This window comes from Cohnella xylanilytica, from assembly GCF_014212175.1.
Taxonomy (GTDB): domain Bacteria; phylum Bacillota; class Bacilli; order Paenibacillales; family Paenibacillaceae; genus Cohnella; species Cohnella xylanilytica.
This window is the reverse complement of the sequence record NZ_JACJVR010000074.1, coordinates 1-14000: the sequence shown is the minus strand read 5'-3', so window position 1 is coordinate 14000 and position 14000 is coordinate 1. Positions and strand designations below refer to the sequence as shown.

12 protein-coding genes are annotated in these 14000 nt (G+C 64.2%); 5 read left to right on the top strand and 7 right to left on the bottom strand.

Annotated elements, in window-relative coordinates:
* Window positions 1-12: 12 nt before the first annotated feature.
* The 3 genes from H7B90_RS19155 to H7B90_RS19145 form a co-directional block, all read right to left on the bottom strand.
* Window positions 13-948: a PD-(D/E)XK nuclease family protein gene (locus H7B90_RS19155; protein WP_185137498.1), complete on the bottom strand. Its 936-nt coding sequence runs from the start codon at window positions 946-948 to the stop codon at window positions 13-15.
* Window positions 949-1087: 139 nt separating this feature from the next.
* A complete protein-coding gene (locus H7B90_RS19150) occupies window positions 1088-1243 on the bottom strand; it encodes a hypothetical protein (protein ID WP_185137497.1) in 156 nt (51 codons plus the stop codon).
* Window positions 1244-1292: 49 nt separating this feature from the next.
* Window positions 1293-2666 (bottom strand): MATE family efflux transporter, encoded by a 1374-nt coding sequence (locus tag H7B90_RS19145; protein WP_311772761.1) that lies wholly within the window; start codon window positions 2664-2666, stop codon window positions 1293-1295.
* A gap of 142 nt (window positions 2667-2808) precedes the next feature.
* Between H7B90_RS19145 and H7B90_RS19140 the strand changes: the two genes are divergently transcribed.
* Together H7B90_RS19140 and H7B90_RS19135 are read left to right on the top strand one after the other, a co-directional pair.
* Window positions 2809-3642: a sugar phosphate isomerase/epimerase family protein gene (locus H7B90_RS19140; RefSeq protein ID WP_185137495.1), complete on the top strand. Its 834-nt coding sequence runs from the start codon at window positions 2809-2811 to the stop codon at window positions 3640-3642.
* Window positions 3643-3762: 120 nt separating this feature from the next.
* Complete coding sequence (locus H7B90_RS19135) at window positions 3763-4812, top strand: hypothetical protein (RefSeq protein ID WP_185137494.1); 1050 nt, start codon at window positions 3763-3765, stop codon at window positions 4810-4812.
* Window positions 4813-4888: 76 nt separating this feature from the next.
* Here H7B90_RS19135 and H7B90_RS19130 read toward each other — a convergent pair whose 3' ends face one another.
* The 3 genes from H7B90_RS19130 to fadR are packed head-to-tail and all read right to left on the bottom strand — an operon-like array spanning window position 4889 to window position 7269.
* Window positions 4889-5866 carry an electron transfer flavoprotein subunit alpha/FixB family protein gene (locus H7B90_RS19130; protein WP_185137493.1) on the bottom strand — a complete coding sequence of 326 codons (978 nt, stop codon included), beginning with the start codon at window positions 5864-5866 and terminating at the stop codon, window positions 4889-4891.
* A gap of 22 nt (window positions 5867-5888) precedes the next feature.
* Window positions 5889-6656, bottom strand: a complete 768-nt coding sequence (locus H7B90_RS19125) for an electron transfer flavoprotein subunit beta/FixA family protein (protein WP_185137492.1) — start codon at window positions 6654-6656, stop codon at window positions 5889-5891.
* A gap of 31 nt (window positions 6657-6687) precedes the next feature.
* On the bottom strand, window positions 6688-7269 hold the full coding sequence (fadR, locus tag H7B90_RS19120; RefSeq protein ID WP_185137491.1) for a fatty acid metabolism transcriptional regulator FadR: 582 nt from the start codon (window positions 7267-7269) through the stop codon (window positions 6688-6690).
* Window positions 7270-7597: 328 nt separating this feature from the next.
* Between fadR and H7B90_RS19115 the strand changes: the two genes are divergently transcribed.
* From H7B90_RS19115 to H7B90_RS19105, 3 genes are all read left to right on the top strand, one after another.
* A complete protein-coding gene (locus H7B90_RS19115) occupies window positions 7598-9892 on the top strand; it encodes a (Fe-S)-binding protein (RefSeq protein WP_260411114.1) in 2295 nt (764 codons plus the stop codon).
* Complete coding sequence (locus H7B90_RS19110) at window positions 9889-12324, top strand: 3-hydroxyacyl-CoA dehydrogenase/enoyl-CoA hydratase family protein (RefSeq protein WP_185137490.1); 2436 nt, start codon at window positions 9889-9891, stop codon at window positions 12322-12324. The genes H7B90_RS19115 and H7B90_RS19110 overlap by 4 nt, the downstream gene beginning before the upstream one ends.
* 147 nt (window positions 12325-12471) lie before the next feature.
* Window positions 12472-13668, top strand: a complete 1197-nt coding sequence (locus H7B90_RS19105) for an acetyl-CoA C-acetyltransferase (protein ID WP_185137489.1) — start codon at window positions 12472-12474, stop codon at window positions 13666-13668.
* A 74-nt stretch (window positions 13669-13742) separates the two neighbouring features.
* Here H7B90_RS19105 and H7B90_RS32575 read toward each other — a convergent pair.
* A partial coding sequence (locus H7B90_RS32575; protein ID WP_221482098.1) for a hypothetical protein occupies window positions 13743-14000 on the bottom strand: 258 nt, incomplete at its 5' end.

Sequence of the window (14000 nt, the reverse complement as noted above, 5' to 3'; positions counted from 1 at the left end):
GTCCCGCACCAGCTACCGGCCGCACAGTTCCTTGAAGTTGCACCGCTCGCAATGCCGTGTATACTCCGTCAGCGGGAACGCCTCCAACTCGTAGGGGACGTTCCCGTCGATGTCTTCCATGTACCTGCGCATCTCCATGACGGACCGCTCCAGCACGTAAAGGGTATTGTCGACGTCGATCGGCTCCAGCTTGTACTCTCTCCACGTCCCGGTCGCCAAATATTCGTTCCGGATCGTGATGTCGCGAATGGACGGGATGTCGTACAGCTTCTGCAAGTACATCGCGTAGAGAGCGAGCTGGGTACGGTCCTCCGCGGACTCCTTCCCGGTCTTCCAGTCGGCGACGACCCACCTGCCCGTATCCCGATCCCGGTACACGATGTCCATGACCACGACGACGTCGACGTCCGCGAACGGCAGCGTGCGGAACCGTTCCAGCTCCATCAGCCGAACGTTCCGGCCGCCGCTGATCTCCCGGAACGTCTTGCTCTTCGGGAAGCTCTCCGCGCAGGCGCCGATCCGGGAGCGAATCTCTTCGATCTTGTCGGGCGGGAGCCCGTCTCCGTAATAGACGTCGCGGAACATCGTGTACCGGCTCGGCTTGTCGAACCAGAGGCCGTAATGGCGCGTCGAGTCGATATAGGCGGCGTTGAGCGACGAACGAACGAGCCGGACGAGATCGTCCGGCCGGGGAATCTTGCGCGACTTCGAGTAGTTCGAGATCGCGTTCTGAATCACGTTGTGCAGGGAGGAGCCGAAGAACATCTCGAGCGAGGTCAGCTTTTTCAGCCGGTAGATTCGCTTCGTCTCCTCGGACGCATCAGCCAACCAACCGTTATGGGAAAAGTAATATTCGTAAGCGTAACGCCGCGGACATTCCGCCAAGGTCTTCTGCCTGGACAGCGACCAGGCGAAGCCGGGGAAGGCCGATCTCGTTGCCGGGTTCATGGAGCACCGCTTCCGTTCGTCTAGATCTCTCTCCTAGTTTATAGCAGAAGCAAGCGAATTTCGATAGAAAAGCAAAGAAAGCGACAAGCCGCCTCCCGAGGGAAGCGGCTTGGCTTATCCAGATGACGGCGAGGCTCGTTCAACTCTCTTGCTCTTGTTCCGCCTCCGCCGCGTCCTCCTCGGAGGCTTCTTCCCTCATGTACTGGTCTTGATCGCTGCCCCAGACGTAATCGTAATTCATCGGGTTCGGGCGGTATTCGTTCCGTTCTTGCTTCTCGTTCCGCGGTTCGTCCATGCGCGCACTTCCTTTTTTTGCTACTCAATATGCGCAAGATCGACCGATTCTATTCCGCGCCGAGAGCGGCGGAGGACGAAGGAGAGGAGGGGCCGACGAGCGACTTGCCCTTCCAGGCCTTGCTGCGCCAACGGAACAGCATGATGATGCCGCGCGCCCATTCGTCGGCGGCGATGGCGAGCCACACCCCCGCGAGTCCCATGTCCAGCACGAACACGAGCAAGTAGCCGAGCGGCAAGCTCATGCCGACCATGGAGACGATCCCCCAGTAGACGGTGTACTTCGCGTCGCCCGCGGCCCGGAGAGCGGGCACGAGAATCAGGTTCAGCGAGCGGCCCGTCTCGAGCACCAGACTGAGCACGACCATCTGGGCGGCCAGCTTCAGAATGTCCGGGTTGTCCGTGAACAGGCCCATAAGCGGATGGCGGACGGCGATGACGATAAGATCGATCGCCACCGTGATCAGCACGCTCCACCGGGCGCTCGCCCACACCCGCCTGTAGGCGTCTTCCGGGCGGGACCCGCCGACGAGCCTGCCGACGAGAATGGCCGTCGCCATGCCGCAGGCGGAGCTGAAGAGGAAGACGTACATCGAGATGTTCATCGCGTATTGGCGCGAAGCGAGGGCCGTCTCGCCCAGAATCGTCACATAGTAGAGGAACACGGATTGGCAAGTGTGATACAGCACGGATTCGAGCGCGGTCGGGACGCCGATCTTGAGGATCTTCCCCAGATACTCCTTGCTGAACGAGAGATAATCCTTGAATGGGATCTTGTAATCCACGATGCGGTACATCATCCAGAAGAAGACGACCACCGCGAAGCCGCGGCTGATGACCGTCGAGAGCGCGGCGCCCTCCGTGCCGAGCTCCGGAAGACCGGCCTTGCCGAAGATGAGCAGGTAATTCAGGATTACGTGCACGACGTTCATGCCGAGCGAGACGAACATCGCTTCCTTCGGATAGCCGTACGTGCGGACGATGCCGGACAGCGCGTTGATGATCGCCTGGAAGAAGATCCAGCCGCCGACGATGCGCAGATACGACACCGCCATGTCCAGCGTGCCTTCCTCGAGGTTCATCAGGCTCATGAGAGGCTCCGAGAACGCGAAGAAGATCGCGCTCATCGCGAGGCCGGTCAGCAGGTTCATCGTCACCGTCAGGGCGGAGATCTTCGACGCTTCCATCCGCCGGCCCGAGCCGAGATATTGCGAGATGACGACGTCCGCGCCGTTGTTGATGACCCCGATGATGAGGATGGCGATGAAGACGAACTGGGACGCGACGCCGACCGCCGACACGGCCTCGTCGGACACGCCGCTGAGCATAAGCGTATCGGCCGAGCTCATCAGCATGAACAGCAGATTCTCAAGCAGGATCGGCCAAGTGAGCCGGAATAAGTTCAATTGTCGATCGGTTGCCACGGGAAGAACCACCTCTAGTTGTCCATACGAGAAAATAATAGATTCATCTATCTTGGCAAGACCAACCCATGTTATCATAAACGCGTGTTCACTACAATGCGGGAAATGTTAAATTTTTTGGTTCGAAGGGGGAGCGACGTTTATGCGATTGGGAACTTCTCTATTCCGCCGGTATGAGGATCCGGCCGTCTGGGCGTCGGACATGCGGCGCCTCGGCTTCCGGGCGTCGGTATGCCCGATCGGCGACGAAGCCGACGACGCGCTTATCGAAGCGTATCGCAAGGAGGCCGCGGCGAGCGACATCCTGATCGGAGAGGTGGGGGCGTGGAGCAATCCGATCAGCCCCGACGACCGGGTCCGGCGGGACGCGCTCGACTTGTGCAAGCGGCGGCTGGAGCTGGCCGAGCGGGTCGGAGCCCGCTGCTGCGTCAACATCGCCGGGTCGCGCGGGGAGCAGTGGGACGGCCCGCATCCCGACAACTTCACGGAGGAGACGTTCGCGCTGATCGTCGACACGGTGCGCGAGATCATCGATGCCGTGAAGCCGGCGCGTACGTTTTTCACGCTCGAGACGATGCCTTGGGTGTATCCGGATTCCGCCGATACATACCTGGAGCTGATCCGGGCGATCGACCGCGAGGCGTTCGCGGTGCACCTCGACCCGGTCAACATGGTCAGCAGCCCGCGGACGTATTACCGGAACGGCGATATGATCCGCGACTTCTTCGTCAAGCTGGGGCCGTACATCAAGAACTGCCACGCCAAGGACATCGCGCTGTCCGGCCGTTTGACCGTCCATCTCGAGGAGACGATCCCGGGAACGGGGGCGCTCGATTACGGCATTTTCCTGACGGAGCTGCACAAGCTCGATCCCGACGTGCCGCTTATCGTCGAGCATCTGTCGTCGGAAGAGGAGTACATCCGGGCGGCGGCGTTCATTCGCAGGAAGGCCGAAGAGCTGGCGATTCCTCTGTAAGCTAGTTTGCGGGATTTCTAGTTTCGGAAAATTTCACCAATTTGTTAGACCCGCCGCGCGGGGAGATGGGGAAGCCGGGTTATAATGGAGGCAGATGCGCTAAAAAAGGAGGACTTCGCCATGACGAATGTCACGAAGCAACGCTCCGTTCTAGGGTTCCTGATGATAGCAACGGCGATTCTTCTGATCGACACGACGCTCGTTCGCACGCTGCCGTCGGCCGACAACGATCGCGTTCTCGCCTATGCGGTGATCTTCGACTTCGCGCTTGTCATTCCGCTTCTGTATTGGTGGTTGGTCGCCCGCCGCAAGGGCAAGCCCGTCTGGAAGGCGATTCCGTTCACGGGGCTCGGCGCGGTCGTCGCTTGGCTCGTTCTCCCCGCGGCGCTGAAGAGCCGAGCGTTCGAAGTGATGTGGCCGCTCGAACTGTCGATCGTCGCGTTCGAAGTCGCGTTGATCGGCTACGAGCTCCGCCTCCTGTACCGGTTCATAGGCCGCTTGCGGCGCGTGAAGAGAACGGAGCCGGAGACGAGCGAAGCTCTTCGCGTCGCGATCCGGGAGGAGTTCGGCGATTCCAAGCTGGCGGCGTTCGTGCTGCACGACGCGAGCCTGGTCTACTTCCTCTTCTTCTCCTGGAGACGCCGGGCGAAGACGGAGGCGGCGGAACCGGGATACACCTACCATCGCAAAACCTCGCTTATTCTCTATGCGGGCATTATCACGCATATGATCGCGTTCGAAGGCGCCATCGTGCACCTGCTCGTTCACCAATGGTCGCCGTGGGCCGCTTGGCTGCTGACCGCGGCGGACGTCTGGCTGCTCGCCTTGCTCTGGGCGGACTGCCGCGCGTCGGCGCTTCGTCCGGTCCGGCTGAGCGGAGGGACGATCCGGCTTCGCTACGGCCTTCGCATTCAGGCGGACGTTCCGCTCGAAGCGATCGCGGAGATCGCTTCGAATTCGTCGTTCGAGCCGGACGCCGCCGAGCAGAGGAGCTTCGCGCTGCCGATTCTCGGCACGCCGAACGTGCGCATCCGCTTCAACCGACCGCTTAGGGTGAACGGCTTCCTTTTCTGGCCTCGCAAGGCGGAGGGGGTTTATCTGGCGATGGACGATCCTCATGCGTTCGTCCGGGACGTGAGAGCTGCGATGGAAGCTAGGGATAGCGAATAAGCGATGGATGGTCGAAAAAAAGGCAGAGGACGCCGGGATACTCCCGGGTTCTCTGCCTTTCTGGCGCTTGCCGCCGTCAGGCCAGCGCCTTCTTGAATTCCTCGGTCAGAAGGGGCACGACCTCGAACAGGTCGCCGACGATGCCGTAATCCGCCACCTTGAAGATCGGCGCTTCGGGGTCCTTGTTGATCGCGACGATGACGCGCGACCGGCTCATGCCGGCCAGATGCTGGATGGCGCCGCTGATGCCGCAAGCGATGTAGAGCTCGGGGGTGACCACCTTGCCGGTCTGCCCGATCTGCAGCGCGTAGTCGCAGTAGCCGGCGTCGCAGGCTCCGCGGGACGCGCCGACCGCGGCGTTCAGGACGGCGGCGAGCTCCTCGAGCGGCTTGAAGCCGTCCGCGCTCTTCACGCCACGGCCGCCCGACACGACGATCCGCGCTTCGGTCAGATCGACGGCGCCCGACGCCTTGCGGACGACGTCCTTGACGACGGTGCGCAGATCCGGCGGCGCCGCGTAATCGGCCTGGACGACCGTCCCGGGCGCGGGCAAGGGCTCGGCGGCGGGGAAGTTGTTCGGGCGGATCGTGACGACCCGGGGCCCGCCGCCCGCGAACTTCTTCGTCTCGAACGCCTTGCCGGCGTAGAGAGGGCGGACGTAGGCGGGTTCGCCCGCGCCGTCCCGCTCGATGGCGACGACGTCGGAGATCTGGCCGGCGTCCAGCCGGGCGGCGATCATCGGCGCGAGGTCGCGGCCGACCGCCGTATGGCCGAGGAAGACGGCCTGCGGATTCAGCGCGTCCAGAACGCCGAAGACGGCCGCCCCGTACGCTTCGGGATTGTACGCTTCCAGCTCCGGCCGGTCGACGACGCGAACCTCGTCCGCGTAGGCGGCCAGCTCCTCCGCCATGGAGGCCGCTTGCGAGCCGATCAGCACGGCCGCGACCCGATCCCCGTCCTCCTTGGCCAAGCGGGCCGCGTGAACCGCTTCCAACGACACCTGCCGCAGCTTCCCGCCGCGGGCTTCCGCGATAACGACGAACGTATGGCTCATCCGCTTCTCCTCCCCTTCTCCCTTATAGAACCTTGGCTTCCGAGCGCAGCAGGCCGACGAGCCGGGCGGCCAGCTCGGCCGGATCGCCCTTCAGCACCTGTCCGGCCTTCCGCTCCGGAGGCAGCGACAGCCGCTCCCGCGTCGCGCGGGGAGCGAGGTCGGCTTCCGTCAGGCCCAGCTCTTCGAGGCCCGCCCGCTCGAAGGGCTTCTTCTTCGCCTTCATGATGCCGGGCAGCGAAGGGTAGCGGGGCTCGTTCAAGCCCTGCTGGGCGGTGAACAGGGCGGGGAGGCGAACCTCCACCGTCTCGGTGTCGCCCTCCGCGTCGCGAAGCGCTTCGGCCTTGTCTCCCGACACGGTCAGCTTGACGATCGACGAGACGTGCGGGATGCCGAGCCGCTCGGCGAGCCGGACGGCGACCTGGCCGCTGCCGTTGTCGATGGAGAAGTTGCCCGCCAGAATGAGATCGAAGCCCTTCGGGCCGGCGTAAGCGGCGAGCGCCTTGGCGACGGCGGCTTCGTCTTCGCCGATCCGGTCGCCGTCCAGAAGGACCGCCTCGTCGGCTCCCATCGCCAGCGCCGTGCGCAGCGCCTCGGCCGCGCGCTCGGGCCCGGCGGAGACGGCGACGACCGTGCCGCCGTGCCGCTCCTTAAGCCGGATCGCTTCCTCGACGGCGTACTCGTCGTACGGATTGATGACGTATTTGACCCCGTCTTCCGCGATTCGGCCGTCTTGGAGGACGATTCTCTCTTCGGTGTCGAACGTTTGCTTCAGAAGGACGCAGATGTTCATGAGCAAACCCCTTTCGAAGATTGGGATGGCGTTACTGAAGACCCCGCAGGAAAAAATCGACGGTATTGTCCACCTGAGCGGAGAGCGAATACTTGCGGCCGGAGATGAGCCAGGAGGTGACCACCTCGTCCATCGCGCCGAACAGCAGCAGACGGGTCAGCTTGACGTCGAGGCCGGGACGGAACGACTTCTCTTCCACTCCCTTCAAGAGAATATGCTCGATCAACTGAATATAGGGCTTCACGGCAAGACCGATGGCCTTGCGCAGCTCCAGCGAGCTCTGGCGCAGCTCGATCTGGGTGACGTAGGCGAGGTTGACGTTGTTCTCCAGCGTCGTGAAGTGAATCTCGCACACCCGCCGCAGCGCGTCCGGGGCGGAGGCCGCTTCGCCGACGCTGGATTCGAACAGGGCGACCAGTTCGCCGAGCCGGTCCCGGAACAACGAGATCAGAATGTCTTCCTTGTTCTTGAAATACAAATAAATCGTTCCGTCCGCCACGCCGGCTTCCTTCGCGATCCGGGACACCTGGGAGCCGTGGAAGCCGTTCTCGGCGATGACCTTCTCGGCGGCATCGAGAATAAGGGCGTATTTTTCTTTCTTTTTACTTGTCATTCGGTCACCCCGGTGCTAAAATTTAATCACAATGAATGAATGACCATTCATTTTTGACTTCATCTTAGGAGATCCCGCCGCGAAAGTCAAGGGTTCTCTTAAGGATTCCGATCGCAACCTCCGCCATCCCCGATACTCTCGTCAGCGCTTGTCGCAAGGCTCGAATCGCAAGGGATTTTTTTTTCTCGGACAACGAACTTGCAACCGCTTCCACATCCGCCTCTTTAACCGACTCATCAAGACCGACCGACCGATAACCGGATCGACGAACGACCGACTGACCGGCATGCGCACGGATCTTCCCCGCGACTGGAAAGGACGGATGAACATGGCGTGGCAAATCGCGAATTTGCTCTTGTTCGTGGCGGCAACGGGTTACGCGCTCTACTTGTTCTACCGGGTCGTCTATCATCGCTATCTCTATATGAAGCTCGGCCGGCCGTCCGGATCGAAGACGAAGGGCCCGGCGACGGAGCCGGGCCTCGGAACCGAAGAGACCGCTGCGGCGGCAGAGGCCGGGGCGGGCGTCAAGACGGGAGCCGCGAGGATCAAGGCCGAGCAGACCGACCCCGGAAGAATCGCCGAGTTCCTCTCGCAGGTGTTCGGCCAGAAGAAGCTGCTCAAGGACCCCCGGAGCGGCATCATGCACGTCGTCGTTTTCTACGGCTTCATTATTCTCCAGTTCGGCGCTCTCGACCTGATCGTCAAAGGGCTGACGCGCGGCAAGCACATCCCGTTCCCGGCCTACGACGTCTTCGGCCTGCTGCAGGAAGCGGCCGTCGTCCTCGTGCTGCTGGCCATGGGCTACGCCGCGTACCGCCGCTACGGCGAGAAGCTGGCCCGGCTCAAGCGAGGGTGGAAGCCGAGCCTCGTCGTCTTCTTCATTTTCGGCCTTATGCTGTCCGTCCTGTTCTCCCTCGGCTTCGAGAGGCTGTGGCTCGGCCTCGAGCCTTCCGCCCTCGCTCCCGTCTCGTCGGCGATCGCGTCGGCATTCGAGGGGCTGTCCGTCCCGGCGGCCCGGGCCGCCTTCTACGTCTGCTGGTGGCTGCATCTTCTCATTCTGCTGTCGTTCCTGGTCTATGTGCCTCAATCGAAGCATTTCCATATTCTGACCGCGCCCGTCAACCTGTGGCTGCGCCGTCGGGAGCCGGTCGGGCGCCTCGCCCCGATCGACCTGGAGGACGAGGAGGCGGAGTCGTTCGGCGTCGGCCGGATCGAGGACTTCACGCGCAAGCAGATGCTCGACTTCTACGCGTGCGTCGAATGCGGGCGGTGCACGAACGTGTGCCCGGCTTCGAATACCGGCAAGGCGCTGTCGCCCATGCACCTGATCACGAAGCTGCGCGACCATCTGCAGGAGAAGGGGGCCGCCGTCACCGGCAAGCCGCCGTGGGCCCCGGCGTTCGCCTTCGCCTCTTCCGCGGCCGGGGCACATGCGTTGTCGCCTTCCGGCGAAGCGGAATGGAAGGAGCCGGAGGGAGCGGTCACCGACATCCGCCCGACGCTCGCCTGGCAGAAGGCTTCCTGGCGCGAGGATTCCGGCAGGAAGCCGGAGGAGCTGGAGCTGATCGGCGATATCATGAGCGAGGAGGAGATCTGGGCTTGCACGACGTGCCGCAACTGCGAGGACCAATGCCCCGTCGGCAACGAGCACGTCGATAAGATCGTCGACCTGCGCCGTCACCTCGTCCTCATGCAGGGAAGCCTTCCGCACGAAGGCCAGCGGGCGCTGCAGAACATCGAGCGGCAGGGCAATCCGTGGGGGCTCAGCCGGAGCAGCCGGGCCGACTGGACGGGCGAGCTCGACGGGCTCCGCGTTCCGACGGTCAAGGACGACCCGGCGTTCGAATATTTGTTTTTCGTCGGATCGATGGGCTCCTACGACCTGCGCAGCCGCCGCGTCTCGCGCGCCTTCGCGCGGCTGCTGAACGAAGCCGGCGTCCGCTACGCCATCCTCGGCAACGAGGAGAAGAACTCCGGCGACACGGCGCGGCGGCTCGGCAACGAGATGCTGTTCCAGCAGCTGGCGGCCGAGAACATCGAGACGTTCCGCCGGTACAACGTCCGCCGCATCGTCACCGCTTGCCCGCACACGTTCAACACGCTGAAGAACGAATATCCCGACTTCGGGCTCGAGGGGGTGGAGGTGCTGCATCATACGCAGCTGCTGGAGAAGCTGGTGGCGGAAGGCCGGCTGAAGCCCCGTCACGAGGTGCGCGAGCGGATCGTCTACCACGACTCCTGCTACCTCGGCCGGTACAACGGCGTCTACGACGCGCCCCGCCGCGTGCTCGCGTCCATTCCGGGCGTGGAGCTGGCGGAAGCGGCGCGCAATCGCGAGAACGGCATGTGCTGCGGAGCCGGGGGCGGGCGGATGTGGATGGAGGAGACGGCCGGCAAGCGGGTCAACCTCGCCCGGACCGAGCAGCTGCTCGAAGCCGCGCCTACCGTCGTCAGCAGCGCCTGCCCGTACTGCCTGACGATGGTCGAGGACGGGGTCAAGACGAAGGAGCTCGAGGAGAGAGTCAAAGCGAGGGACGTCGCGGAGCTGCTGGAGCAATCCGTGTTCGGGGATCGCCCGATCCGCGAATCCGACTATGGACTGGAGGTTAGCGGAACATGAACAGACCGATTCGACAAGCGGCCGTCATCGGCTCGGGCATTATGGGGTCCGGCATCGCGGCCCATCTGGCCAACGCGGGCATCCCCTGCCTGCTGCTGGACGTCGTGCCGGGAGCGGTCAACGAGGAAGAAGCGGCCAAGGGCTGGGGGCTCGATCATCCCGCCGTGCGCAGCCGGCTGGCGACGGCGGCGATCGCCAAGCTGAAGAAGACGAATCCGGCCCCGCTGTACGACGAGGATTTCGCGTCTCGCATCACGCCCGGCAACGTGGAGGACCATCTGGAGCGGATCGCGGACGCCGACTGGATTATCGAGGTCGTCGTCGAGAGGCTGGACGTGAAGCGCGGGCTGCTGGAGAGAATCGAGAAGTTCCGGCGGCCGGGGACGGTCGTCAGCTCGAACACGTCGGGCATCTCCGTGAACGCGATGGCCGAGGGGCGAGGCGAGGAGTTCCGGCGGCACTTCATGGGGACGCACTTTTTCAACCCGCCGCGGTATATGAAGCTGCTGGAGATCATCCCCGGGCGGGACACCGATCCGGCCCTCGTCTCCCGGATGAAGGCGTTCTGCGAGAACGTCCTCGGCAAGGGAGTCGTCATCGCCAAGGACACGCCGAACTTCGTCGCCAACCGGATCGGCACGTACGGCCTTCTGGTCACGCTGAAGGAGATGGCGGAGAAGGGATACACCGTCGAGGAGGTCGACGCGGTCACGGGGCCGGCGATGGGCCGCCCGAAGAGCGCGACGTTCCGCACGCTCGATCTCGTCGGGCTGGACACGTTCGTCCACGTGGCGGACAACGTGCGCGACCATGTGGAGGGGGCGGAGGAACGGGCGGCGTTCGAGACGCCGGACGCGCTGAAGGAGCTCGTGGCGCGGGGATGGCTGGGCGAGAAGAGCGGGCAAGGCTTCTATCGGAAAATCAAAGGAGAAGGCGGCCGAAGCGAGATTCTGGCGCTCGATCTCGGGACGATGGAGTACCGTCCGCAGAAGAAGGTCTCGGCCGGTTCGCTGGAGGCGGCGAAGCTGGCCAAGGGCGCTCGCGAGAAGACGAAGGCGCTGCTCGCCGGAGGCGACCGGTATTCCGCCCTCGCCTGGGACGTGCTGAAGCGGGTGCTCGTCTACTCCGCGGAGAAGGTCGGCGAGATCGCGGATTCCGTGGAAGAGATCGACAACGCGATGAAGTGGGGCTTCAACTGGGAGCTCGGGCCGTTCGAGACGTGGGATGCGATCGGGCTGAAGCGGAGCGTCGGGAGAATGGAGAGCGAAGGGGTGGCCGTCCCTGGCTGGGTGAAGGCATGGATCGCGGCGGGCAACGAGTCGTTCTACCGGCGGGAGGCAGGCGCGCGATTCTACGTGCACGAGGGACGTTACCGCCAGGCGGAGGAGGCTCCCGAAGCGGTGTCGCTGCGGGACTTGAAGGAGCAGGGGAAGACGGTGCGGTCGAACGCCGGGGCCAGCCTGATCGACCTCGGCGACGGGGTCGCCTGCCTCGAGTTCCATTCGCCGAACAACGCGATCGGCGCCGATATCCTGTCCATGATCTCGCAGAGCGCGGACGAGGTGCGGCGCAGCTTCGAAGGGCTGGTCGTCGCCAACCAGGGCCGCAACTTCTGCGTCGGCGCGAACCTGATGATTCTGCTCATGGAAGCGCAGGACGAGGAGTGGGACGAAGTCGACGGCATCATCCGGCAGTTCCAGAACGCGATGCTGAAGCTGAAGCGGCTGGAGAAGCCGGTCGTCGCCGCGCCGCACCGGATGACGCTGGGAGGCGGCGTCGAGGCGTGCCTGCCGGCGGACCAGGTCGTCGCTTCGGCCGAGACGTATTACGGGCTCGTCGAGGTCGGCGTCGGCCTGATCCCGGCCGGGGGCGGGTGCAAGGAGTTCGCGCTGCGGGCGAGCCAGGCCGCGGCGGCGGCCGTCGGGGCTGCGGGATCGGGAGCGGCTGGCGCGGCGGATGTCGACGTGCAGCCGTACTTGAACCGGGCGTTCGAGACGATCGGCATGGCGAAGGTGTCGACGAGCGGCCACGACGCCAAGAAGCTCGGGTACCTGCGGCCGTCGGACCGGATCGTGCTGAATCAGGATCGCTTGATCCACGAGGCGAAGCAGGCGGTGCTCGGCATGGTCCGGGCGGGCTACGAGCCGGTCCCGGAGGAGAAGATCCGCGTCGCCGGGGCGGAGGGCAAGGCGGTGCTGACGCTCGGAGCGATCGCGATGCGGGAGGGCGGCTACATCAGCGACCACGACTTGAAGATCGCGAAGAAGCTGGCGCACGTGCTGGCCGGGGGCGACCTGCCGGCGGGCACGCTCGTCAGCGAGCAGTATATGCTCGATCTGGAGCGGGAAGCGTTCCTTAGCCTGTGCGGGGAACCGAAGACGCAGCAGCGCATGCAGCACATGCTGGCGAAGGGCAAAGCTCTGCGCAATTGACGGGGAGCAAGGGTGAGCAGGGAGAGCAAGGGAAGCATGGGAAGCAAGGGAGAGTAAGGGAGAGTAAGGGAGAGTAAGGGAGAGTAGGGAGAGTACGGGAAGCATGGAAGTGTAGCAAGGGAGAGCAAGGGAGGAGGGAGCGAGCTTATGGGAACGAGTACGAGAGAAGCCGTTATCGTGACGGCCGTGCGCACGCCGGTCGGGAAGGCGAAGAAGGGCAGCCTCGTCCAGACGCGATCCGACGACCTGGGCCGGATCGTTCTGGAGGCGGCGGTCGAGCGGACGCCCGGCCTGGCCAAGGGAGACGTCGAGGACGTCATTATCGGCTGCGCCATGCCGGAAGGAGAGCAAGGGCTGAACTTCGCCCGCATTATGTCGCTGTACGCGGGTTTTCCGAACACGGTGCCCGCGCTGACGATCAATCGCTTCTGCTCCTCCGGGCTGCAGGCGATCGCCTTCGCGGCGGAGCGGATCATGCTCGGCCACGCGGACGTCGTGATCGCCGGCGGCGTGGAGAGCATGAGCCACGTGCCGATGACCGGGTTCAAGGTATCGCCGAACCCGCGCATCGTCGAGGAGATGCCGGAGGTATACATCGGCATGGGCCACACGGCCGAGAACGTGGCGTCGCGGTTCGGGGTGTCGCGCGAGGACCAGGACCGGTTCGCGCTGCGGTCGCACGAGAAGGCCGCGCGGGCGATCGCGGAGGGCAAGTTCGCGGACGAGATCGTGCCGGTGAAGGGCACGTGGCGCGGGTTGGATGAGCGCGGGCGGCCGTTCGCGAAGCCGTTCGAGTTCGCAATGGACGAAGGCGTGCGCGCGGACACGACGCTGGAGGCGCTGGCGAAGCTGAAGCCTTCGTTCAAGGCGGGAGGCACGGTGACCGCCGGCAACTCGTCGCAGATGAGCGACGGGGCGGCCGCCGCGGTCGTCATGAGCCGGGAGCGCGCGGAGGAGTTGGGGCTGAGGCCCCTCGCGACGTTCCGCTCCTTCGCGCTCGCCGGCGTGGAGCCGGAGATTATGGGCGTCGGCCCGGTGAAGGCTATCCCGAAGGCGCTGCGGATGGCCGGCATCGGCATGGACGACGTGAAGCTGTTCGAGATCAACGAGGCGTTCGCGTCCCAATGCGTGCAGGTGATCCGGGAGCTGGGCATCGACGAGGAGAAGGTGAACGCGAACGGCGGCGCGATCGCCCTCGGGCACCCGCTCGGCTGCACGGGCGCCAAGCTGTCCGCGACGCTCATCCACGAGCTGCGCCGGAGGGGCGGCGGCTACGGCGTCGTCTCGATGTGCATCGGCGGCGGGATGGGGGCGGCGGGCGTTTTCGAGGTGCATGCGGGGTAGACGCGGAAGCCGACGACGTCGGGATACAGCGCGATAATCGGAGCCGCGGAATCGCGTGGGCCGACAATATCGGGTTACTGAAAGAACGGAGCGAGTGTAACCGCCAAAATGGCGGTTAGAGAGGGCGGAAAGCGCGACTCCGGTGCTGTAACCGCCAAAATAGCGGTTAGAGAGGGCGGGTAGCGAGAATCCAGTGCTGTAACAGCCAAAACGGCGGTTAGAGAGTGCGGAAAGCGCGACTCCGGTGCTATAACCGCCAAAATGGCGGTTAGAGAGTGCGGATAGCGAGGCTCCGGTGCTGTAACTGCCAAAATGAGGCTGTCTATAAACTG

Bases quoted from the DNA above. Each gene is read 5' to 3' on its own strand.
- H7B90_RS19155 (WP_185137498.1), bottom strand. From the start codon at position 948: ATGAACCCGGCAACGAGATCGGCCTTCCCCGGCTTCGCCTGGTCGCTG.
- H7B90_RS19150 (WP_185137497.1), bottom strand. From the start codon at position 1,243: ATGGACGAACCGCGGAACGAGAAGCAAGAACGGAACGAATACCGCCCG.
- H7B90_RS19140 (WP_185137495.1), top strand. From the start codon at position 2,809: ATGCGATTGGGAACTTCTCTATTCCGCCGGTATGAGGATCCGGCCGTC.
- H7B90_RS19135 (WP_185137494.1), top strand. From the start codon at position 3,763: ATGACGAATGTCACGAAGCAACGCTCCGTTCTAGGGTTCCTGATGATA.
- H7B90_RS19130 (WP_185137493.1), bottom strand. From the start codon at position 5,866: ATGAGCCATACGTTCGTCGTTATCGCGGAAGCCCGCGGCGGGAAGCTG.
- H7B90_RS19125 (WP_185137492.1), bottom strand. From the start codon at position 6,656: ATGAACATCTGCGTCCTTCTGAAGCAAACGTTCGACACCGAAGAGAGA.
- fadR (WP_185137491.1), bottom strand. From the start codon at position 7,269: ATGACAAGTAAAAAGAAAGAAAAATACGCCCTTATTCTCGATGCCGCC.
- H7B90_RS19115 (WP_260411114.1), top strand. From the start codon at position 7,598: ATGGCGTGGCAAATCGCGAATTTGCTCTTGTTCGTGGCGGCAACGGGT.
- H7B90_RS19110 (WP_185137490.1), top strand. From the start codon at position 9,889: ATGAACAGACCGATTCGACAAGCGGCCGTCATCGGCTCGGGCATTATG.
- H7B90_RS19105 (WP_185137489.1), top strand. From the start codon at position 12,472: ATGGGAACGAGTACGAGAGAAGCCGTTATCGTGACGGCCGTGCGCACG.